This window comes from Bradyrhizobium oropedii (genome assembly GCF_020889685.1).
In the GTDB taxonomy this organism is placed as follows: Bacteria; Pseudomonadota; Alphaproteobacteria; order Rhizobiales; family Xanthobacteraceae; genus Bradyrhizobium; species Bradyrhizobium oropedii.
Genome location: NZ_JACMYO010000081.1, coordinates 1 through 22,160, shown reverse-complemented (window position 1 = coordinate 22,160; position 22,160 = coordinate 1). Strand labels below are relative to the sequence as shown.

Sequence of the window (22,160 nt, the reverse complement as noted above, 5' to 3'; positions counted from 1 at the left end):
GGGGCGAGGGAGCGTGACGCGCTTGCTGTTCGACCCAGTTCACTCTCTAGATATTCGCCGCGAGGTCGGTCAGTTCGTCGAACAGGATGCCGGTCGTGGCCAGCATCCGCTCGATCTCGTCGGTGGCTTCAGTGACCGAGCGGTTCGAGGTGTCGACGGTCAACTCGTTGCCGGTCGGCGGCTGATAATCGTTGCCGATGCCGGTAAAGCCCTGCAGCGCGCCCGCGCGAGCCTTGGCATAGTGGCCCTTGGGATCGCGGGTCTCGCAGACCTCGGCAGGCGTCGCGACATAGACTTCGCGGAACGCGCTGTCGGCGATGCGGCGTGCTGCCGCACGGTCGATGGCCGACGGCGACACCGCCGCGACGATGGCGATATGGCCGTTACGCGCCAGATGGGTCGCGACCTCGGCGAGGCGGCGGATGTTTTCAGCGCGATCCTGCGGCGAGAAGCCGAGATCGCTGTTCAGCCCGGCGCGGAAGGTGTCGCCATCGAGCAGGATCGGCGAGCCGCCGTTGCCGAACAGGCGCCGCTCCAGCGCCCGCGCCAAGGTCGACTTGCCGGAGCCTGGCAGGCCGGTCAGCCAGATCACCGCGCCATTGTGGTGGTAGCGCGCCGAACGCTCGTCCGGCCGCAGTGCTGATTCCACCGGCACGATATCCACCGGCACCGCAGGCCGGCCGGCGTCGACCGACAGCACGAGACCGCCGCCGGCGATGCGGCCGTTGACCTCGATCACAAGGCGGCCGGTGCGCGGATTGTCGGTGTAGGGATCGGTCGCAACCGGCTGCGCCAGCGAGATGTCGATCTCGCCGACATGGTTGCGCGCGATCGCGGTGTTCTCTTCGTTGGACAGCGCGCCGGGATCGACCGCCTTTTCGATCGCGACCACGGTGGCGCGGCTTTCCTTGGTGCCGAGCCGGATCAGGATCTGCTCGCCCTTGGTCAGCGGCTTGTCGTGCAGCCAGAAGATCCGGGCGCGGATGCGGCGGGTGTCGCGCGGGCTCTGCCCGGTGTGTCCGATGATGTCGCCGCGCTCGAGGAACAGCTCGCGGTCGAGCGTGATGCCGACCGAGCGGCCGGCACCGTGCGGGCCGTGCAGCGGCGTCACCGGCCAGCTCTCGACCGTCTTGATCTTCGCGATCTTGCCGGTCGGCATGATGACGATCTCGTCGCCGGCCTTCAGGCTGCCGGACTCGATGCGGCCCGCCACGATGCGGCGGTCGTCGAACTTGTAGATCGCCTGCACCGGCAGCCGCAGCGGCAGCTCGACCAGCGGGCGGGCCGGCTCGAGCGCGTCGAGCGCCTCGACCACGGTCGGTCCCTTGTACCAGTCGATCCGCGGCGTGCGCTCGGCAACACCGTCGCCGTCGCGCGCCGAAATCGGGATCACCGCCGTCGGCGTCACGCCGAGGCCGATCAGATGCGCCGAAATCTCGTCGCTGATTTCCTTGAAGCGATCCGCGCTGAAATCGACGCGGTCCATCTTGTTGACGACGATCGCGACCTGCTTCACGCCGAGCAGATGCAGCAGATAGCCGTGACGGCGGGTCTGGTCGCGCACGCCTTCGAGCGCGTCGATGATCAGCACTGCGCCGTCGGCCTGCGAGGCGCCGGTGATCATGTTGCGCAAAAACTCTGCGTGGCCGGGCGCGTCGATCAGCACGACGTCGCGCGAGCGGGTGCGGAAACGGATCTGGGTGGTGTCGATGGTGATGCCCTGGTCGCGCTCGGTCTGGAGCGCGTCGAGCAGGAACGACCATTCGAACGGCATGCCCCGCCGCGCGCTGACCGCCTTCAGCATCTCCAGCTTGCCGTCCGGCAGGCTGCCGGTCTCATGCAACAGGCGCCCGACCAGCGTCGACTTGCCGTGATCGACATGGCCGACGATGACGATGCGCACCTGCGGCCGCGTCGTGCCGTTGGGCGTTGCCGAGATCGAGGCAGTGGGAAGGATCATGTTCATCGGAACGCTCGCACGAAGTGGGAAGCCAACAGTTGCTGTGAGGGATGATCAGAGATAGCCGGCGACACGCAGCCGCTCGAACGCATCCTCGGTCTCGTGGTCGAGCGCACGGCCGGCGCGCTCCGGGATCTTGGTGGCGTCGAGCTCGGCGAGGATCTCGTCGATGTTGGATGCAGTCGAGGCGACGGGGTTGGTGATGTCCTGATCCCCCAGCGAGCGGTAGCGCTTGCCGTCCCTGGCGAGATAGAGCGGGATGATCGGAATGTTCTCGCGCTTGGTGTAGGCCCAGATGTCGGCCTCGGTCCAATGCAGGATCGGATGAATGCGCAAATGCGCGCCCTGCGGCGGCGAGGCGTTGAACTGGTCCCAGAATTCCGGCGGCTGGTCGCGGACGTCCCAGCCGCCTTCGGTGCCGCGCGGCGAGAACACGCGCTCCTTGGCGCGGGTTGCCTCTTCGTCGCGGCGGATGCCGGCGATCAATCCATCAAAGCCGTATTTGTTGAGCGCCCATTTGAGCCCCTCGGTCTTGCGCGCGGCGGAACGCGCGCCGGCGGCAGAGTGGGGTCGACGGCGTCGATCGGCGGGCAGGGCTCGACGCGCAGGTCGAGATCCCATTCCTTCCCGAAGCGGTCGCGGAACGCATACATCTCCGGAAACTTCTTGCCGGTGTCGACATGCAGCGCCGGGAACGGGACGCGGCCAAAGAACGCCTTGCGCGCCAGCCAGATCATCACGTTGGAATCCTTGCCGAGCGACCACAGCAGCGCGAGCTTCTTCAGCCGGGCGAACGCCTCGCGCAGGATGTAGATGCTCTGCGCCTCGAGCTCGTCGAGATGGTCCATCGACGGCGGCTGAGCGGCCGGAATTCCCGGCACGGAAGATGCTTGTGCAAGGGCTGCGGACCGCGTTCCGGCAGCGACGGATTCGTTGTCGAGAAGATGCATCTCTTGGCCTTGGCCTGTGGAGTTGAAAATTCTAAAGTTGCGCTGCAATAGAGAAGAAATAATTTTCTCTTTGCTGGGCTTGATCGAGAGATAAATAGAAAATAATTTCAGTCAAGCCCCAAATTGGGGAAGCGAGTGTCTGATGCGATATCTGCCAGTGTTTCTGGATCTGCAAAGCGGCAAGGTGCTGCTCGTCGGAGCGGGCGAGCTTGTGCGCGCCAAGTTGCGGCTGCTCGCAGCCGCCGGCGCCGCAGTGCGCTGGTACGCGACCGACGGCGATCATGAACTCGCCGGCATCGCAGCCGAGGACGCCGCGCGCATCGAGCGCGCCGCAGGCGATCCGCTCGCAGCCGATCTCTCCGATGTCATCGCCGTGCTCTGCGCCGGCGCAGGCGACATTGGAGTAGCGATGTCGGTGCGCGCCAAGGCGATTGGCCTGCCCGTCAATGTGATGGACGACCTAGTGCATTCCACCTTCATCATGCCGGCGATCGTCGATCGCGGCGATGTCGTGGTCGCGGTCGGCACCGGCGGCACGTCGCCGGTGGTGGCGCGGCGCATTCGCGAGAAGATCGAGGCGGTGCTACCGGCGCGGATCGGCGATCTCGCCGGCTTCATCGGCCGCTTCCGCAAATCGATGCATGCGCGCATCGAAGAGTTTCCGCTGCGTCGCCGCTTCTGGGAGCGTATCGTCGACGGCCCCATCGGCGCGCTGGTGCTGGCCGGCCGCAATGACGAGGCCGAGCGGGCGCTGAAGGCGATCACCGATCCCGCCGCCTTCGCCGGCGCTGATATCGAAGGCAAAGCTATTGGTCATGTGACGCTGGTCGGCGCCGGTCCCGGCGATCCGGATCTGCTCACCGTGAAGGCGCTGCGCGCGCTGCAGGATGCCGACGTCGTGTTCTATGACGAACTGGTGTCACCTGAAATTCTCGACCGCATCCGGCGCGATGCCGCGCGGATCCCGGTCGGCCGCCGCGTCGGCAAGCCCGGCATCGGCCAGGACGCCATCAACCGCCTGATGATCGAGGCCGGGCAGGCGGGCCAGCGCGCGGTGCGGCTGAAGGGCGGCGATCCCTTCATCTTCGGCCGCGGCGGCGAGGAGATCGAAGCGCTGCGCGAGGCCGGCGTCGCGTACTCCATTATTCCCGGCGTCTCCGCCGGGCTCGGCGCGGCCGCGCAATTCGAAGTGCCGCTGACCTTCCGGCACGAGGCGCTGCGCATCACCTTCCTCACCGCGCACAAGGCGCGCGATGCCGAGGTCGTCGACTGGTCGGTGCTGACGGACAAGAAGATGACCGTCGTCGTCTACATGGGCATGACCGCGGCGCCCGCGATCCGCGAAGGCATGCTGGCCGCGGGCCGCTCGCCGGAGACGCCGGTCGGCGTGTTCGCGCGCGTGACGCGGCAGGACGCCAAGGCCGCGGTCGGCACGCTGGCGCGGCTGCCTGAGCTCGTCAAACAGGTCGATGGCGGTCCCGCCGTCCTCATCATTGGCGACGTCGTCGCGCATTCCGCGCCGTGGAGCCAATCCAACGTCACCCAACTCTTCTCCAACCAGATGTTCTCCGAACTGCTGAAAGCTGCCGAATGACCTCTCCGCTTGAACAGAAGAAAATCAGGATCACGGGCCCCTCGGTGGTGACCGCCAACCGCACCTGGGATGGCGCCGTCGTCTACCGCACCGCCAAGCAAGGCTGGTCCACCGAACTCGCCGACTCCGCCGTCGTCAGCACCTCTGACGACGCCCGCGCGCTGCTGGCCGAGGCCACCGCCGACGACGTCGGCGCGGTCGGCCCCTATATCGCGCCGGTCGAGCTCAAGGACGGCGGCAACGTCAAGCCCGGCAATCTCCGCGAACAGATCCGCGCCAAGGGCGTCACCATCGATCTCCAGGTCCCCGCGTAAGGCGCGCCGGCGTAAGGCTCATCGAACATGTATGCTTATGACGAACTCGACCGCACGCTGATCAACGAGCGTGTTTCGGAATTCCGCGACCAGGTGAAGCGCCGCCTCTCCGGCGAGCTCACCGAGGACGAATTCAAGATCCTGCGCTTGCAGAACGGCGTGTATTTGCAACTGCACGCCTACATGTTCCGCGTCGCGATTCCCTACGGCACGCTGTCGTCGAAGCAGCTGCGCCGGCTCGCCCATGTCGCGCGTCGCTACGATCGCGGCTACGGCCATTTCACCACGCGGCAGAACATCCAGTTCAACTGGATCAAGCTCGCCGAGCTGCCCGACGCGCTGGCCGATCTCGCCGAGGTCGGCATCCATGCGATGCAGACCTCCGGCAACAACATGCGCAACGTCACCTCGGACCAGTGGGCCGGCGTCGCGCCCGGCGAGATCGAGGATCCACGGATCTGGTCGGAGATCATCCGCCAGCATACCACGCTGCATCCGGAATTCTCGTTTCTGCCGCGCAAGTTCAAGATCGCGATCACCGCCGCCGAGCACGATCGCGCCGCGATCAAGATCCACGACATCGGCCTGCGGCTGCACAAGAACGCTGATGGCGAGACCGGCTTCGAGGTGTTGGTCGGCGGCGGCCTCGGCCGCACGCCCTTCATCGCCAAGACCATCAAGCCGTTCGTCTCCGGCCGCGATATCCTGGGCTACATCGAGGCGATCCTGCGCGTCTACAATCAGTACGGCCGCCGCGACAACATCTACAAGGCGCGCATCAAGATCCTGGTGCACGAGCTCGGTATCGAGAAGTTCGCCAAGGAAGTCGACGAGGAGTGGAAGGCGATGGGCGATGTCGGGCTGACGCTCGATCACACCGCCATCGAGGAGGTCCGCTCGCGCTTCTCCTACCCGGCTTACGAAAAGCTGCCGCACATGCCGGACGAGCTGAAGCAGGCCGCGCATGACAAGCTGTTCGAGCGCTGGCGCAAGAACTCGGTGTCGGCGCACAAGGTGCAGGGCTATTCGATCGTGACGCTGTCGCTGAAGCCGGTCGGTGGTCCTCCGGGTGACGCCACCGCCGAGCAGATGGACGCGGTCGCCGACCTCGCCGACAAATATTCGTTCGGCGAGATCCGCGTCGGCCACGAGCAGAACCTGGCGCTGCCGCACGTCGCCAAGCGCGACCTGCCGGCCTTGTTCAAGGCGCTCGACCGGCTCGGCCTCGCGACGCCGAACGTCAATCTGGTGACCGACATCATCGCCTGCCCGGGGCTGGATTACTGCTCGCTGGCGAATGCGCGCTCGATCCCGATCGCGCAGGAGCTGACGCGCCGCTTCGCCAACCACGACACCGCCGACCTGATCGGCCGGCTCCACATCAACATCTCCGGCTGCATCAATGCCTGCGGCCATCACCATGTCGGCCACATCGGTATTCTCGGCGTCGAGAAGAACGGTGAGGAATTCTACCAGATCACGATCGGCGGCCGCGCCGACGAGAATGCGCAATTGGGCACCTTGATCGGCCCGGCCGTTCCTTATGCGGAAGTCGCCGACGTGATCGAAGACATTGTCGAAGCCTATCTCGCGCTGCGCGACCGTCCCGAGGAATTGTTCGTCGACACGGTGAAGCGTCTGGGCGTCGAGCCTATCAGGGAGCGGGTCTATGCCACTCGTTAAGCAGGGAAGACTGACCACCGATCTGTTCGTGCATGTCGCCGACGGCGCCGAACTGCCGGGCGACGGCGCGGTGCTGGTCACGGCCGAGCGCTTTCTCGCCGATCCGGAGGCGCTGCTGCGCCGCGCCGGCAAGGTGGGCGTGATCTGGCCGAACAACCGCAACCTCGATGATCTCGTGCCGCATCTCGATCGTCTGGCCTCGGTCGCGCTGGTGTTTCCGACCTTCCGCGACGGCCGCGCCTACAGCCAGGCCCGCCTGCTGCGCGAACGCTACGGTTATGACGGCGAGCTGCGCGCTACCGGGCAGATCCTGCGCGACCAGTTCGTGTTCATGACCCGCGCCGGCTTCGACGCCTTCGAGGTCAAGAAGGATGCCGACGCCGACGCATTCGCCCAGACCGTGAAGCGCTATTCGGTGTTCTACCAGCCGACCGGCGACGGTCGCGTCACCGCGCTCAACCGCCGCATGCAGCTGCGCCACTCGGAGAGCGCGGGCCAGTGAGCATGCTTGCACCAGAGCTCGCGGCGGCATCGGCCGCATTGTCCGCGGCCGATGCGCTCGATCGCGCGTTGCGCACGGCATCGCCCGCCGAGGTGATCGCGGCGGCGCTGAAGGCGGTCGGTCGCGACAGGCTGGCGCTGGTGTCGTCGTTCGGCACCGAGTCCGCCGCTCTGCTCAAGGTGATGGCGGATGTCGATCCAGCGATCCCGGTGGTCTTCCTCGACACCGGCTGGCTGTTCGAGGAGACGCTGGCCTATCGCGACACGCTGATCAAGACGCTCGGTCTCACCGATGTGCGCTCGATCAAGCCGGACGAGCAGGCGCTGTCGCGGCGGGATCCGGACCGCGAATTGTGGTTCACCGATCCCGATGCCTGCTGCCGCATCCGCAAGGTCGAGCCGCTGGCGCGTGCGCTGAAACCGTTCGCCGGCTGGATCAACGGCCGCAAGCGCTTCCAGGGCAACGCCCGTGCCGACATCCCCGTCGTCGAGCACGACGGGATCAGGCTGAAATTCAATCCGTTCGCCCATGTCTCTCGCGAGGAGATCGAGGCGATCTACGCCCTCGGCAAGCTGCCGCCGCATCCACTTGTCGCATCGGGATATCAGTCGGTCGGGTGTATGCCTTGCTCGAGCCGGGCTGCTTCCGGCGAGGACGCACGCGACGGCCGCTGGCGTGGCCGGACCAAGACGGAATGCGGCATCCACACAACCAAGATGTCGTAGGGTACTGCGCTAGATCGCGATGACGCTCAATCGCGATTTGGCGACGTGACAAAGCCTTCGCAATGCGGCGCCTTCGTAGCACAGGCGCGCTGCACGGCCGCAAACAAAGAAAACCGGTTTCGTTGACTTAAAGCCACTTCACCGTGAGTTATGTCTGACGTGTTCCCTGACATTCTCAGGTTGAATGGAGACTGAAATGATCCGTCGTTTGCTGCCGCTGGTCGCGGGATTGTTGTGGGCGAGTTCGGCCTTCGCGGCCGACTATTCGCTGCTCAACGTGTCCTACGATCCGACGCGCGAGCTCTATGTCGATTTCAATAAGGCGTTCGCTGCGGCCTATCAGAAGGATACCGGCAAGAGCGTCGAGATCAAGCAGTCGCACGGCGGCTCGGGCTCGCAGGCGCGTTCGGTGATCGACGGATTGCAGGCCGACATCGTCACGCTGGCGCTCGCCTATGACATCGACGCGATCGCCGGCAAGGGCCTCATTGCCGCGGATTGGCAGAAGCGGCTGCCGCTCAACGCTTCGCCTTACACTTCGACCATCGTGTTCCTGGTGCGCAAGGGCAATCCAAATGGCATCAAGGATTGGGACGATTTGATTAAACCCGGCGTCGCCGTGATCACGCCGAACCCGAAGACCTCGGGCGGCGCGCGCTGGAACTATCTGGCCGCCTGGGGCTACGCGCAGAAAAAATTTGGTTCGGCCGACAAGGCGAAGAAGTTCGTCGCCGACCTCTACCAGAACGTACCGGTGCTCGACACCGGCGCGCGTGGCTCGACCGTGACCTTCGTCGAGCGCGGCGTCGGCGATGTGCTGCTGGCATGGGAGAACGAAGCTTTCCTGGCGGTGCGCGAATTCGGCGCGGACAAGTTCGAGATCGTGGCGCCGCCGCAGTCGATCCTCGCCGAGCCGCCGGTTGCCGTGGTCGACAAGGTTGCCGACAAGAAGGGCACCCGCGCGGTCGCCGAAGCCTACCTGAAGTACTGGTACAGCAAGGAAGGCCAGGAGATCGCCGCGCGCAACTCCTACCGGCCGCGCGATCCCGAGATCGCCAGGGAGTTCGAAAAATCCTTCGCCAAGGTCGAACTTTTCACCATCGACGACGTTTTCGGTGGTTGGACCAAGGCGCAGAAGGAGCACTTCGCCGAGGGCGGCATCTTCGATCAGATCTACAAGAACTGATCAACAGGGGGGATTGTGAGCACAGCGGTCGCACGGCGCAGTACCCTGCCGGGGTTCGGTCTCACCATGGGACTGACCCTGACATGGCTCTCAATCATCATCCTGATTCCGCTGGCTGCGCTGTTCCTCAAGACGTTCGAGCTCAGCCTCGATCAGTTCTGGGGCATCGTCACCAGTCGCCGTACGCTGAATGCGCTGAAGATCTCGTTCGGGCTGTCGTTTGCGGCCGCCTGCGTCAATCTGGTGATGGGCACCATCATCGTCTGGGCGTTGGTGCGCTATCGCTTTCCGGGCCGGCGGCTGTTCGACGCCATCGTCGATGTTCCCTTTGCCTTGCCGACCGCGGTCGCCGGCGTCGCGCTGACGCAGCTGTTCGCGCAAAAGGGCTGGCTCGGCGCGCCGCTCGCCGAACTCGGCATCAAGGTCGCGTTCACGCCGATCGGCATCTTCATCGCGATGATCTTCATCGGCATCCCCTTCGTGGTGCGCACGGTGCAGCCGGTGCTGATCGACCTCGATCCCGAGATCGAGGAGGCCGCGGCGAGCCTTGGCGCCAACCGCTGGCACACGGTGTTTCGCGTCATCCTGCCGAGCCTGATCCCGGCGCTGCTCACCGGCTTTGCGCTCGCCTTCGCCCGCGCCATCGGTGAATACGGTTCGGTGATCTTCATCGCCGGAAATCTGCCCAACGTCTCCGAGATCGCGCCGCTGTTGATCGTGATCCGGTTGTCCGAATTCCGCTACGCCGATGCCACCGCGATCGCGGTGGTGATGCTGGTGGCCTCGTTCCTGATCATCTTCCTGATCAACCGGCTGCAGCGCTGGGCGCAAGCCCGCATTCCCGTGCATTGAGGCCCAGAGATGTCGATGCAGACGGGATTGGCGACCTCGACGACGCAGCTGCGGACCTACGCGCCCGCGACCGATGTCAGCATTGCTGCGCCGGCGCCACGGCTCGAGATCGGGCGTGCGGAGCCGGGCACCGCGCGACGCAACCCGCGCACCGAGCCGGGACCGATCCGCCTTGTCATCATTGCGCTCGCGATCGCTTTCCTCAGCATCTTCGTCGTGCTTCCGCTGGTCGTCGTGTTCGCGTCGGCGTTCTCGAAGGGCATAGTCGCCTATTTCGCGGCGCTGGCCGAGCCCGAGGCGCTCGCCGCGATCAAGCTGACGCTGCTGGTGGCCGCGATCTCGGTCACGCTCAACCTCGTATTCGGCGTGGTCGCGGCCTGGGCGATCTCGAAATTCGAATTCACCGGCAAGACCTTCCTGATCACGCTGATCGACCTGCCGTTCTCGGTCTCGCCGGTGATCTCGGGCCTGGTCTTCGTGCTGCTGTTCGGCGCGCAGGGTTACTTCGGGCCGTGGCTGCAGGCGCACAATGTGCACATCCTGTTCGCGGTGCCCGGCATCGCGCTGGCGACGATCTTCGTCACCTTCCCGTTCGTGGCGCGCGCGCTGATCCCGCTGATGCAGGAGCAGGGCACCCAGGAGGAGGAAGCGGCGATCTCGCTCGGCGCCTCCGGCCTGCAGACCTTCTTCCGCGTCACGCTGCCCAATATCAAATGGGGCCTGCTCTACGGCGTCCTGCTCTGCAACGCGCGCGCGATGGGCGAGTTCGGCGCGGTGTCCGTGGTGTCAGGCCATATCCGCGGCGAGACCAACACGATGCCGCTGCTGGTCGAGATTCTCTACAACGAATATCAGTTCGTCGCGTCGTTCGCGATCGCATCGCTGCTTGCGATGCTGGCGTTGATCACGCTGGTGGCGAAGACGGTTCTCGAGCGGCGGCTCGACGAGGCAGAGGTGCCCGATGGCGATTGAAGTCAAGAATATCGTAAAGCGGTTCGGCAGCTTTGCCGCGCTCGACAATGTCGATCTCAAGGTCGCTGATGGCGAGCTCCTGGCGCTGCTCGGTCCGTCCGGGTCCGGCAAGACGACGTTGTTGCGGATCATCGCAGGGCTCGACTGGCCTGACTCGGGCGAGGTCGCGATCGACGGCGAGAATGCGCTGTCGCGCGGCGCCAGCGAGCGCCAGGTCGGCTTCGTGTTCCAGCACTACGCGCTGTTCCGCCACATGACGGTGTTCGAGAACGTCGCCTTCGGCCTCCGCGTGCAGCCGCGCGCGATCCGCAAGGACGAGGCGACGATCCGCGCTCGCGTCAAGAATTTGCTCGATCTGGTGCAGCTCGACTGGCTCGCCAACCGCTATCCCAGCCAATTGTCCGGCGGCCAGCGTCAGCGCATCGCGCTGGCGCGTGCGCTGGCGATCGAGCCGCGCATCCTGTTGCTCGACGAGCCGTTCGGCGCGCTCGATGCCAAGGTGCGCAAGGAGCTCCGGCAGTGGCTGCGCTCGCTGCACAACGAGATCCACGTCACCTCGATCTTCGTCACCCACGACCAGGAGGAGGCGCTCGAAGTCGCCAACCGGGTGGTGGTGATGGACAAGGGCAAGATCGAGCAGATCGGCTCGCCCGGCGAGGTCTACGACAATCCGGCGACCGCCTTCGTGCACGGCTTCATCGGCGAATCCATCGTGCTGCCGGTCGATGTCGCCGGCGATGCGGTGCGGCTCGACGGCCGTCCGCTGAACATTCCGGCGCTCGGCGCCGCATCGGGTGCGGCAAAGCTGTTCGTCCGTCGCCATGACATGGCGGTCGGTCCGGCCGGAACCGGCGCCCTGGAAGGCGCCATCCGGCATGTCCGGTCGTTCGGTGCGATCCAGCGCGCCGAGGTGGCCCTGTCGGGGAGCGACGGCAAGACCGTGATCGAGATCGATGCCCCCCGCGACCGCGAGCTGCAGGCCGGCGAAATCGTCTCGCTACAGCCTCGCCGCTACCGGATCTTTGCGGCGCAGGAGTAGGGCTATTAGGCCACAATCTCACCTGTCATTCCGGGGCGGTCCGCAGGACCGAACCCGGAATCTCGAGCCTCGTAGCCCGGATGAAGCGCAGCGAAATCCGGGACTTCGTTCCGCGGATCGACCGTTCCCGGATTGCGCTTCGCTCCATCCGGGCTACGGATCCGGAGATCGGTGGCTATTGCTGGCCAAAAGTTAGCCCCTGTTCACCATTCAGCCACGGTTGGTATGCAACAACGGCGCGCCAACCTTGGGGGTTTTCACCTGTGAAACGGACGACGGTCGCCCTGTTCGGGCTTCTGGTGCTTGCCGGCTGCGGCACGGACACCAAAATCCCGGAAGAACCGGCCATGTATTTCAACATGGCGCAGCCCGGTGCCGTGCTGGACAGCCAGGCGGCCGCGATCATGTTTTCGCAGTACCGGCAGAACAATGGCCTCGGTACCGTCGTGGTCGATCCGGACCTGACGAGGCTCGCCGAGCAGCAATCGCAGGCGATGGCGGCCCGCAACAAGATGGACCATGACGTGAAGGCCCCGCTCGGCAAGCGGCTCGAGGCGGGCGGCTATCCCGCGAGCGTCGCGGTCGAGAACATCTCGGCCGGCTATCACACGCTGGCGGAAGCCTTTTCGGGCTGGCGGGATTCACCGCCGCACAAGGCCAATATGCTGAAGAGCGGTGTCACAAAAATGGGCATCGCGGCCGTTTACGCTCCGAATACCAAATACAAGGTGTTCTGGACGCTCATTTTGGCGGCAACCTGATTTCGATAAATTCCGCGTGATCTGGAGCATGATCCGGAAAAGTGTGAAGCGGTTTTCCGGGAAGATCATGCTCAAACAAAGAGCCCCTTGATCTCGCTGATTGACGCCGCGGCGAACAGCCGCCACGGTGCGGCTCACGTCATTTCTGACCGAACGGTTACGAATGGATACTTCTGAGACCGCGCCGGCCTCGACGCCCGCGCAAGCCCAGCGTGTGCTGGTTCTTCAGGGCGGCGGCGCGCTCGGCTCCTATCAGGCCGGGGCCTTTCAGGCGCTCTGTCATGCGGGCTTCGAGCCGGAATGGATCGCCGGCATCTCGATCGGCGCCATCAATGCCGCGATCATCGCCGGCAACGAGCCGGACAAGCGTGTGCCGCGGCTGAAGGAATTCTGGGAGATGGTGTCGGCGCCGGTGCCCTGGAATCCGGTCTCGAAACATGAGCGCGCCCGCTCGCTATTCAACGAGACCTCTGCAGCCATCATCGCGACCTTCGGCGTGCCCGGCTTCTTCACGCCGCGGATTCCGCCGGCGCCGTTGTGGCCGCCCGGCAGCTCGCAATCGCTGAGCTATTACGACACCGCGCCGCTGAAGAAGACGTTGGAGCGGCTGGTCGACTTCGATCGCATCAACGATCTGAAGACGCGGCTGTCGGTCGGCGCGGTCGGCGTCACCTCGGGCAATTTCCGCTATTTCGACAATTACGAGTTCAAGAAGCTCGGCAAGACAATCGGCCCCGAGCACATCATGGCCTCGGGCGCATTGCCGCCTGGCTTTCCCGCCGTCGTGATCGAGGGCGAGCATTACTGGGACGGCGGCATCGCCTCCAATACGCCGCTCGACTTCGTGCTCGATGAGGAGACCAGCCGCGATCTCCTGATCTTCCAGGTCGACCTGTTCAGCGCGCGCGGGCCGTTGCCCGAGACGCTGCTGGAGGCCGCCGAGCGCGAAAAGGACATCCGCTATTCCAGCCGGACGCGGATGAACACCGACAAGAACAGGCAGATCCACAACGCCCGCATGGCGGTGCGCGACCTGATCGGCAAGCTGCCCGACTACCTGAAGAACGATCCGTCGGTCGAACTGCTGCGCAAGGCGTCCAAGGAGAACACCGTCACGGTGGTTCACCTGATCTACAAGAGCAAGAATTACGAGTCCTCGTCGAAGGACTACGACTTCTCCCATGTTGCGATGGTCGAGCACTGGGGCGCGGGCGTCCGCGACGTGCATTTGTCGATGCGTCACAAAGAATGGCTAGAACGGCCACAGTCCGGCGAAACCATGGTGACTTACGATCTCACGGGGGACGAACCCACGCCCCCTGAAACGAAGTCCCCTGCAAGCAAATAGGAGCGAAGAACAATGGGTACGTTGACAGGCAAGACCGCCGTTGTGACCGGCTCGACCAGCGGCATCGGATTGGCTTATGCGCGCGCCTTCGCCGGCGCCGGCGCCAACATCGTCCTCAACGGCATGGGCGTGCCGGCCGACATCGAGAAGGAGCGTTCCGGCATCGAGACCGACTTCAAGGTCAAGGCGGCCTATTCGCCGGCCGACATGACCAAGCCCGCCGAGATCGCCGACATGATCGCGCTCGGCGAAAAGACCTTCGGCTCGGTCGACATCCTCGTCAACAATGCCGGCATTCAGTTCGTGTCGCCGATCGAGGAATTCCCGCCGGAGAAGTGGGAAGCGATCATCGCGATCAATCTGTCGTCGGCGTTCTACGGCATCCGTGCCGCGGTGCCCGGCATGAAGAAGCGCGGCTGGGGCCGTATCATCAACACGGCTTCCGCGCACTCGCTGGTCGCCTCGCCGTTCAAGTCGGCCTATGTCTCAGCCAAGCACGGCATCGCCGGCCTCACCAAGACCGCGGCGCTCGAGCTCGCGCAATTCAAGATCACCTGCAACTGCATCTCGCCGGGCTATGTCTGGACGCCGCTGGTCGAGCACCAGATTCCGGAGACCATGAAGGCGCGCAACATGACCAAGGAGCAGGTCATCAAGGACGTGCTGCTCGCCGCCCAGCCGACCAAGGAGTTCGTCACCTCGGAGCAGGTCGCAGCACTCGCGCTGTTCCTGTGCGGCGACGATGCCGCGCAGATCACCGGCGCCAATCTCTCGATCGACGGCGGCTGGACCGCGGAGTAATCGCTCCGCGAGTATTGGTGCTTTCAGCTACGACGAGCCGGCCCGGATTGCATCGGGGCCGGCTCTGATCTTGCCGAGCCTGGGGAGCGCCGCTCATGACCGCTGAACTTGCCCTGCTCGCTGCAAGCGTCGTTCTCGGCTTCGTGCACATCGTCGTGGTGTCGCATCTGCAAAGCTGGCAACGAGGCTATCGATGGACGGCAAGCTCACGGGAAGGGAACGTTGCGCCGCTCACAGGAATCGCAGGACGGCTCGAGCGGGCGCTTCGCAACTATCTCGAGACCTTCCCGTTCTTCGCCGCCGCCGTCCTGCTCGCTGCCGTGACGCGCACCCACGACTGGCTCACGCTGTGGGGTGCCCATTTCTACTTCTGGGGACGTGTTGGGTACGCAATCCTCTATGCGGCCGACCTGAATTCAGCGCGTTCGATCGTGTGGAATATTCCGACCGTCGGCATCCTGATGATCGTTGCCGCACCGTTCACGGGGTGACGGGATCCGGCCGCCGCTTCCCGAATGCCAGCACGTGCAGTCCGAGCCGCGAGCGCACCACATAGAACAGCAGGATGGTCTCGAAGGTCAGCGACAGCGAGGTCGAGGCGGCCGCGCCCATGCCGCCATAGCGCGGCACCAGCGTCATGCAGAGCCCGACATTCATGAGGAACGACACCGCGTAGGCGGTGGCGCAGATGCTCTGGTGGCCGAGCATGTTCAACAGCCGCTCCACCGGTCCGATCGCCGAACGCACCACGAGGCCGATCGCGGCGACGAACATGATGCTGTAGCCGTCGACGAATTTCGGACCGAACAGCCACAGCAGCGGCTTGCCGAAGGCGAGCAGGACGATGGTGGCAAGCAGCGAGGGCCAGAACGTCCAGCTGATGGCGTGCGCGACATAGGCCGACAGCCGGTCCTTGTCGCCGAGCGCGTTGTACTCGGCAAAACGATGCGCCGTCGTCGCCGACATCGCGTAGTGCACGAACGACACCAGCGCCAGCGTCTTCACCACGGCGAAATAGATGCCGACCTCCTCGGAGGAGCGGAATTGTTGCAGCATCAGCACGTCGGTGTAGCCGAGCAGGAGATAGAAGCTCTCGACCAGCATGATCGGCAGCGAGATCGCGAACCAGCCCTTGACGTCGTAGGTCTTCTCGCCCGGCCCGAGATGGGTTTTGAGGCGGCGGTTCAGCACGATCATCTGGCCGATCGCCGCGATGTACACCGCCGCGGCGCTCGCGATCATCGCGGCCGTCGCGCCGAGGTTGAGGCCAAGCGCCAGCGCGCCGGCGGTGAACGCGATGATCAGCCCCTGCCGCACGATGAACTGCGGCATCAGGCCGAGCTGCATCCAGTCATGCGCGCGCGAGATGCCGTCCTGGGTGTTGGCGACCACGAAGGGCGGCAAGGTCAGGCAGCCGATATAGAGCGGCACCACCGCATTCGGATCGATCCAGGGCGAGGCGAGGTGGATCACGCCGGCGAGCAGCAGCGCCACCGTGCTCGACGCCGCAAGCACCACCCAGCGGCCGCCGGAGAGGAAGCCGCGCAGCGCGGCGAGGTCGCCGCGCGTGCGATATTCCGGAATGATCTTCTGCGAGGACGGCGCGATGCCGAAATCCATGGTGCTGCCGAGCAGCAGCACCCAGGTCCAGACATAGACATAGATGCCGTAATCCGAGCCGCTCATCCAGCGCGCCAGCAGGATCTGCGCCAGATAGGCGATGGCGGCGCTGATGACGCGGATGACGAAGATCATGCCGGCGAGGCGCTTGGTGACCGATGCCTCCTTGGTGCCGCCGAGCAGGCGCGCAACAAGGCCGCGCAGGCGTGCGACCGGGCCCGATGGCGCAGAGCTTGCGGCAGAGGTTGCGGCAGAGGTTGCGGATCGTGTCTCCATCACAGCCAAAGCGGAAAATTCCCAAAGCGCCGCAAGGCGGCAATGGCTCCCGATCTATCAACGAAACGTTAAGATTGGGTTGGGTGAGGGGGTGTTCCCATCTTGCGTCATCCCGGCGAAAGCCGGGATCCATAACCACAGGGAACAGTTGGTACGCGCTGCTTGGTCCCCAGCGCGCCTCAAACTGACGCCGCGGCGTATGGGTCCCGGCTTTCGCCGGGACGACACTAAGGCGTCAGTTCAAATTGATGTTGAATTCGTAGCTTTTGTCGCCGCCGACCAGCGTCAGCTTCAGCGCGGCGCCTTCCGCCTTGGCGCCGGGCGGCAACCCGTCGAGCTCGAACGAGAAGCGCTTCACGCCCGGCGGCGCGTGCTCGACGAGTTTGGGCACCGGCAGCGCCCAGTCGGGCGTCGGTCCCTCGACGAACAGGCTGAGGTCCTTGTTGTCGGGCGCGGCGACATCGACCAGCACGTTGTTCTTGTCGTCGCGCTTGACGTCGCGGATCGTGAACGGGGTGGGATCGCCGATATTGGCGGGCTTCGGCACCGCGTTGAGCGCTTCCGACAGCGCGGCATCTTCGGTCGAGGCGACGCTTGCGAACGCGAGCTCTGCCTTTGCTTCCACCGGCACGCAGAGCTTCTCGCACACCGCGTAGCTGATGTCGGCGCGCAGCACCAACGGCTTGTCGGGATTCTTCGCGACGATGCGCAGCGGCAGCACCACCTGGTGCTTGTAGCCGAGCGAGGTGCCGCCGGCGCCGTCGTCGAACTGGCGCGGTGCCGGCCACATCACCGTGACCGCATCGACATTATCCGACTTGGAGAAATCGAACCGCGGCGGCACGCCGGAATCGCCCGGCGTCCGCCAGTAGGTTTTCCAGCCGTCCTGCAACTGGAAGGCGATGCCGCCGAGCAGCACCGCGCCGCTGCGCGATCCCGCGAGCAGCCGCACCGCGGAATGCGTGTCCTGCTGCCACGGCGAGGCGTCGTCGGCGCGAACCTCCGTTGCCACAAATGCGGCGGATAACAAGGCGGCAACAGCCAATGCGGCCCGCAGGGGAACTGTGACGATCATGAGACGTCTTTACCCGCAACTTTCGGTGCAAACCATTGAATTGCTTGTGATGCATCGCCGCACCGCGGCCGATGGTTGATTGACAGAACCGCCACCCAATATCAGGATGCCAAATCAGCAGGAAAGGCCTTTGCGGATGCGCCCTGAAGGCAAAACAGGCAAGACTCGCAAGACCGCCGCCGGCAGAAGCCCGGCCGTCGGTCCCCATGCGACCGAAGATGGCTATCTCGATGGCCAGATGCTGATCGCGATGCCTGTCATGAACGACCCGCGGTTCGAGCGCTCGGTGATCTACATGTGCGCCCATTCGTCCGAGGGTGCGATGGGCATCATCGTCAACCGCCCGGCCGGCAGCATCGATTTCCCCGGGCTCTTGGTGCAGCTCGACATCATCGAGAAGTCGGACCGTATCATGCTGCCCGAGAATGCCGAGATGATGAAGGTGATGAAGGGTGGCCCGGTCGATACCGGCCGCGGCTTCGTGCTGCATTCCAGCGACTTCTACATCCAGGATGCGACGCTGAACATCGACGACGGCATCTCGCTCACCGCGACCGTCGATATCCTGAAGGCGATCGCCAAGGGCGCCGGCCCCAAGCACGCGATCCTCGCGCTCGGCTATGCCGGCTGGGCGCCGGGCCAGCTCGAGAACGAGATCCAGCACAATGGCTGGCTGCACTGCGATGCCGATCCGGAGCTGATCTTCGGCACCGACGTCGACGAGAAATACGCGCGCGCCCTGCGCAAGATCGGCATCGAAGCCGGCATGCTGTCGAACGACGCCGGTCACGCGTAGCGGGCACAGGCGTAGCGACGTTTCTTCCACATTCACGATGTCGTCCCTGCGAAAGCAGGGACCCATAACCACCGCATGCAGTTGTAACGCCGCGCTGGGGCCACGGCCTCGCGCAATAACGGCGGCCTGTGGTTATGGGTCCCGGGTCGCGCTCCGCTCGCCCGGGACGACAGTTGTGGGTTTGGCTACGCCAGTGGTGGGTTTGGCTACGACCGCGGTGCCGTCCGCTACTCCGCCGCTTCCTGCGCGACCGTCGGCTGGGTGCCGGCGACCGTCGCGCGGCGCATGTCGCGGGGCTGCGACTGGTCGTAGCGGCGCACGCGGTGCACGGTCTGGCGGTTGTCCCACATCACGAGGTCATGCACCGTCCATTTGTGCACATAGACGAACTCGCCCTGCGTGGCGTGCTCGGTGAGATCGTGCAGCAACAGCCGCGCCTCCGGCATGCTCATGCCCCTGATGGCGCCGGCATGCGACGACAGGTACAGCGACTTGCGGCCGTGCACCGGATGGGTGCGCACCAGGCGCTGCAGCACCGGCTTGAACATCTGCTTCTCGTCGTCGGTGTAGTCGAGGAAGCCGAGCGAGCCGCGCGAATACATCAGCGAGTGCTCGCAGATCATGTCGTCGATCTCGGCCTTGGTCTCGTCGTCGAGCGCGTCATAGGCGGCGCGCATGTCGGCGAATTCGGTGTTGCCGCCCTTCGGGTTCACCACGCGCGCCGACAACAGCGAGAATTTCGCCGGGATCGGCCGGAACGAGCTGTCGGAATGCCACAGGCAGTTGCCGAGATTGAACAGATGGGTGCGATGATCCTTCGGCAGCGGCTGGCCGTCCTTGCCGAGATTTCCGACATCGTTGAGCCCGGAGGAGAGGCGGTAGTCTTCCTTCTTCGTCACCGTGCCGCCGCGCGAGGATTCGCGCTCGCCGAAGTTCAGCGCGAACGCCATCTGCTGCTCGTCTGATATGTCCTGGCCGTGGAAGACGAGCACGGCGTATTTGTCCATGCCGGCCTCGATGTCGATGGCTTCCTGCTGCGTCAGCGGCCTGCGCAGATCGACGCCGGAGACCTCGCCGACGAAATGCTTGTGAAGCTGCCGGATCAGGACGGTCATTGGCGCATCTCCCCGTATCGTGCGGGCGGTTGTCCCGCTTCGTTTGACGCGAAGGCTACTCCCGACGCGCGCCCTGTCAACGCTTCGCGGCGATGCGCGGGTCAGGCATTCCGCGCCATCAACCCGCCGTCGACCGGAATCACGGCGCCGGTCAGGAACGATGCCGCCGGCAGGCACAGGCTCAGCGTCATGTGCGCGACCTCTTCGGGATCGCCGTAACGCGCCAGCGCGGTGCGGCGCTTGGCGTAGATCGTCTTGTGCTCCTCGGAGATGCGGTCGGTGATTCCAGTGCGGATCGGGCCCGGGCAGATGCAGTTCACGGTGATGCCTTCGCGCCCCAGTTCCACCGCGAGTGAGCGGGTCAGGCTGGTGACGCCGCCTTTGGCCGCGGAGTAGGGGCTGTGCAGGCCCGTTGCACCCAGAGCCTCTGTTGAGGCGATGTTGACGATGCGCGGCGAACGCGACTTGCGCAGGTAGGGCAGTGCGGCGCGGATGATGCGCGGATGTGCCGTCAGCATCACGGCGATGCCCTTGGCCCAGGCGTCCTCGTAGCCGGGATCGTCGATCGGCATCCGCACCGAGATGCCGGCATTATTGACGATGATGTCGAGCCCGCCGAAATGCGCGGCGACATCGTTGACGACTCTGGTGATTGCGTCGCGATCGCTGACGTCGAGCGTCCAGGCCTTGGCCGAGCCGCCGCTCGCCGAGATTTCCTTCGCCACCGCCTGCGTGCCTTCTTCGGTCAGGTCGGTGACCGCGACGTTGGCGCCTTCGTCGGCGAACACGCGCGCCGTGGCGCGGCCCATGCCGCTGGCGGCACCGGTGACGAGAACGGTGAGACCCTTCACCGAACGGCTGAGCTGCTTGTATTCGGACATCACGGACCTCCCGGTGATTTCTTGCGCGTTGTGCGATCAGCAACGCTGGCACCGATCCGCAGATACGTCAAACCTGTGATCCGATATCGCCGCGCGCGCAGCGCGTTAACGCAAGTTTCCCGGTTGGCTTTTCGCAAAGGATCATGCTCAATCAAGAAAACAGCACGAGAGAGGAACGCGCGATGAACGAGCTCGATTTCGGCGGCAAGCAGATATTGGTGGTCGGCGGCTCCAGCGGCATCGGCAACGGCATCGCGCAGGCTTTCCGCGCCAAGGGCGCGCGCGTTGCCGTGTACGGCACCCGCGCGCAGGCGAGTGATTATTCCGCCGAGGAAGGCTCGCATCTCGAAGGCCTTGCCTACGCGCAGCTCGATGTCTCTGATCCGCAGGCGATCGAAAGCCTCACGCCGTCGTTCGATCGGCTCGACGTACTGGTGCTGGCGCAGGGCGCGGTGATTTACCGCCGTGGGGAATTCGAGATGGAGGGTTTCCGCAAGGTGCTCGAAGTCAATCTGATGAGCCTGATGGCCTGCGCAACCAAATTCCACGCGATGCTCGGCGCCGCGAAGGGCTCGCTGATCATCGTGAGCTCGACCGCGGCGTATCATTCCACCATGGGCAATCCGGCCTACAACGCCTCGAAGACCGGCGCCGTCGGGCTGACGCGCACGCTCGGCGAGGCCTGGGCCGAGAACGGCATCCGCGTCAACGGCATCGCGCCCGGCCTCGTCGACACCAAGATGACCAAGGCGACCACGGCGAATCCAAAGCGGCTCGAAGGCGCGCTCGAGCGCATTCCGCTGAAGCGACTCGGCACGCCCGCCGACATGGCCGGCGCCGCACTGTTCCTGGCCTCGCCGCTCGCCTCCTACATCGTCGGCCAGACCATCGTCGTCGATGGCGGGCTCATTCTGTAGCTCTAGGAACTTGCACCTGGTTCCGCGGTTGGCTCCCTGACAATTCAGGGAGCATTCGCAATGGACAAGGATCGGATTTTCGGAACGGCGAAGGAATTCGCGGGCAAGGCCGAAGGCGCAGTCGGCGATGCCACCGGCGACGCGCACACGCAGGCTTCGGGCAGCGCGCGCGAAGCCGCGGGCGCCGTGCAGGATCTCTACGGCCAGGCCAAGGATGCCGCGCGTGACGCCGCCGACAGCGCGGTCAACTACGCCAAAGATGCCTATGAGCACCGCGGTGAAACCATCCGCGACGGGCAGAATGCGATGGCACGCTCGGTGCAGGACAATCCGCTCGGCGCGCTCCTGATCGCCGGCGGCATCGGCTTTGCGCTCGCGCTCCTGATGACGCGCCAGCCGCGCCGCCCGCCGCCGTCACGCTGGCGCTATTACGGTTGAGGTCGTAAGGCGGATTAGCGATAGCGTAACCCGCCATCTCTCCGCGCACGCCGATCGGCGGATTACGCCTCCGGCTAATCCGCCCAGCCATTGGTTAGCGCCGCTTACTGCCAGGGATTTCCCGGCCCTCCTGCGCGCTGTCCGACATTGCGCGGCGGCCGCGGCGGCGGTGCGACCAGCGGGCGCTGCTGCGGCGCGCCGAAGCCGAAGATGTCGCGCAGCCAGGGCTGGGTCTGCGGCTGTTGGGGCTGCTGCTGCGTCTGGGCGGGGCGGAACGCACGCCGCTGCGGCTTCGGTGCGGTGATGATCGAGCCGTCGGGCGCGATCGCCGTGGTCGAAGGCGGCGGATTCGCAG

Annotated in this window: 21 protein-coding genes and 2 pseudogenes; 16 read left to right on the top strand and 7 right to left on the bottom strand. The window is 65.1% G+C overall.

What is annotated here, in order from left to right:
• Positions 1–46 precede the first annotated feature (46 nt).
• Both cysC and cysD read right to left on the bottom strand, forming a co-directional pair.
• Positions 47–1,966, bottom strand: a complete 1,920-nt coding sequence (cysC, locus tag H8A95_RS22545; RefSeq protein WP_229185087.1) for an adenylyl-sulfate kinase — start codon at positions 1,964–1,966, stop codon at positions 47–49.
• Between the two features lie 48 nt (positions 1,967–2,014).
• Positions 2,015–2,808, bottom strand: a pseudogene (gene cysD / locus H8A95_RS22540) (sulfate adenylyltransferase subunit CysD).
• 244 nt (positions 2,809–3,052) lie between these two features.
• Here cysD and cysG point away from each other — a divergent pair.
• The 13 genes from cysG (at position 3,053) to H8A95_RS22475 (ending at position 15,178) form a co-directional block, all read left to right on the top strand.
• The gene (gene cysG, locus H8A95_RS22535; RefSeq protein ID WP_229185086.1) at positions 3,053–4,504 is read left to right on the top strand and encodes a siroheme synthase CysG; all 1,452 of its coding nucleotides are present in this window, start codon (positions 3,053–3,055) and stop codon (positions 4,502–4,504) included.
• Positions 4,501–4,818, top strand: coding sequence for a DUF2849 domain-containing protein (locus H8A95_RS22530; protein ID WP_229185085.1), 318 nt, complete (start codon positions 4,501–4,503; stop codon positions 4,816–4,818). The genes cysG and H8A95_RS22530 overlap by 4 nt, the downstream gene beginning before the upstream one ends.
• Before the next feature lie 27 nt (positions 4,819–4,845).
• A complete protein-coding gene (locus tag H8A95_RS22525) occupies positions 4,846–6,501 on the top strand; it encodes a nitrite/sulfite reductase (protein WP_229185084.1) in 1,656 nt (551 codons plus the stop codon).
• Positions 6,488–7,003 (top strand): DUF934 domain-containing protein, encoded by a 516-nt coding sequence (locus tag H8A95_RS22520; protein ID WP_229185083.1) that lies wholly within the window; start codon positions 6,488–6,490, stop codon positions 7,001–7,003. The genes H8A95_RS22525 and H8A95_RS22520 overlap by 14 nt, the downstream gene beginning before the upstream one ends.
• Before the next feature lie 2 nt (positions 7,004–7,005).
• Positions 7,006–7,728, top strand: coding sequence for a phosphoadenylyl-sulfate reductase (locus tag H8A95_RS22515; protein WP_233287178.1), 723 nt, complete (start codon positions 7,006–7,008; stop codon positions 7,726–7,728).
• A gap of 184 nt (positions 7,729–7,912) precedes the next feature.
• Positions 7,913–8,914, top strand: a complete 1,002-nt coding sequence (locus H8A95_RS22510) for a sulfate ABC transporter substrate-binding protein (protein WP_420839438.1) — start codon at positions 7,913–7,915, stop codon at positions 8,912–8,914.
• Positions 8,915–8,959: 45 nt separating this feature from the next.
• On the top strand, positions 8,960–9,766 hold the full coding sequence (gene cysT / locus H8A95_RS22505; RefSeq protein ID WP_274617453.1) for a sulfate ABC transporter permease subunit CysT: 807 nt from the start codon (positions 8,960–8,962) through the stop codon (positions 9,764–9,766).
• A 9-nt stretch (positions 9,767–9,775) separates the two neighbouring features.
• Positions 9,776–10,738 (top strand): sulfate ABC transporter permease subunit CysW, encoded by a 963-nt coding sequence (gene cysW, locus H8A95_RS22500; RefSeq protein ID WP_229185080.1) that lies wholly within the window; start codon positions 9,776–9,778, stop codon positions 10,736–10,738.
• Positions 10,728–11,777 (top strand): sulfate/molybdate ABC transporter ATP-binding protein, encoded by a 1,050-nt coding sequence (locus tag H8A95_RS22495; RefSeq protein WP_229185079.1) that lies wholly within the window; start codon positions 10,728–10,730, stop codon positions 11,775–11,777. The genes cysW and H8A95_RS22495 overlap by 11 nt, the downstream gene beginning before the upstream one ends.
• A gap of 263 nt (positions 11,778–12,040) precedes the next feature.
• On the top strand, positions 12,041–12,538 hold the full coding sequence (locus tag H8A95_RS22490) for a CAP domain-containing protein (RefSeq protein ID WP_229185100.1): 498 nt from the start codon (positions 12,041–12,043) through the stop codon (positions 12,536–12,538).
• 163 nt (positions 12,539–12,701) lie between these two features.
• Entirely contained in the window at positions 12,702–13,886 is a 1,185-nt protein-coding gene (locus H8A95_RS22485; protein ID WP_229185078.1) for a DUF3734 domain-containing protein, read from the top strand.
• A 12-nt stretch (positions 13,887–13,898) separates the two neighbouring features.
• Complete coding sequence (locus H8A95_RS22480; protein WP_092118875.1) at positions 13,899–14,687, top strand: 3-hydroxybutyrate dehydrogenase; 789 nt, start codon at positions 13,899–13,901, stop codon at positions 14,685–14,687.
• Between the two features lie 95 nt (positions 14,688–14,782).
• A complete protein-coding gene (locus H8A95_RS22475; protein WP_229185077.1) occupies positions 14,783–15,178 on the top strand; it encodes an MAPEG family protein in 396 nt (131 codons plus the stop codon).
• Here H8A95_RS22475 and H8A95_RS22470 read toward each other — a convergent pair.
• Together H8A95_RS22470 and H8A95_RS22465 are read right to left on the bottom strand one after the other, a co-directional pair.
• Complete coding sequence (locus tag H8A95_RS22470; protein WP_229185076.1) at positions 15,168–16,583, bottom strand: oligosaccharide flippase family protein; 1,416 nt, start codon at positions 16,581–16,583, stop codon at positions 15,168–15,170. The two genes, H8A95_RS22475 and H8A95_RS22470, sit on opposite strands and share 11 nt — an antisense overlap.
• A 235-nt stretch (positions 16,584–16,818) precedes the next feature.
• On the bottom strand, positions 16,819–17,658 hold the full coding sequence (locus H8A95_RS22465) for a protein-disulfide reductase DsbD domain-containing protein (protein ID WP_229185075.1): 840 nt from the start codon (positions 17,656–17,658) through the stop codon (positions 16,819–16,821).
• A gap of 136 nt (positions 17,659–17,794) precedes the next feature.
• Between H8A95_RS22465 and H8A95_RS22460 the strand changes: the two genes are divergently transcribed.
• Positions 17,795–18,454, top strand: coding sequence for a YqgE/AlgH family protein (locus tag H8A95_RS22460; protein WP_229185074.1), 660 nt, complete (start codon positions 17,795–17,797; stop codon positions 18,452–18,454).
• A 227-nt stretch (positions 18,455–18,681) separates the two neighbouring features.
• Here the strand turns inward: H8A95_RS22460 and H8A95_RS22455 are convergent, their stop codons facing one another.
• Positions 18,682–19,569 carry a TauD/TfdA dioxygenase family protein gene (locus H8A95_RS22455; protein ID WP_229185073.1) on the bottom strand — a complete coding sequence of 296 codons (888 nt, stop codon included), beginning with the start codon at positions 19,567–19,569 and terminating at the stop codon, positions 18,682–18,684.
• Between the two features lie 101 nt (positions 19,570–19,670).
• A complete protein-coding gene (locus H8A95_RS22450; protein WP_229185072.1) occupies positions 19,671–20,450 on the bottom strand; it encodes an SDR family NAD(P)-dependent oxidoreductase in 780 nt (259 codons plus the stop codon).
• Between the two features lie 182 nt (positions 20,451–20,632).
• Between H8A95_RS22450 and H8A95_RS22445 the strand changes: the two genes are divergently transcribed.
• Together H8A95_RS22445 and H8A95_RS22440 are read left to right on the top strand one after the other, a co-directional pair.
• A complete protein-coding gene (locus H8A95_RS22445; RefSeq protein WP_229185071.1) occupies positions 20,633–21,367 on the top strand; it encodes an SDR family NAD(P)-dependent oxidoreductase in 735 nt (244 codons plus the stop codon).
• A 60-nt stretch (positions 21,368–21,427) separates the two neighbouring features.
• Positions 21,428–21,805 (top strand): CsbD family protein, encoded by a 378-nt coding sequence (locus H8A95_RS22440; RefSeq protein WP_229185070.1) that lies wholly within the window; start codon positions 21,428–21,430, stop codon positions 21,803–21,805.
• Positions 21,806–21,909: 104 nt separating this feature from the next.
• Here H8A95_RS22440 and H8A95_RS22435 read toward each other — a convergent pair.
• A pseudogene (locus H8A95_RS22435) lies at positions 21,910–22,160 on the bottom strand (DUF459 domain-containing protein); the annotation flags it as partial.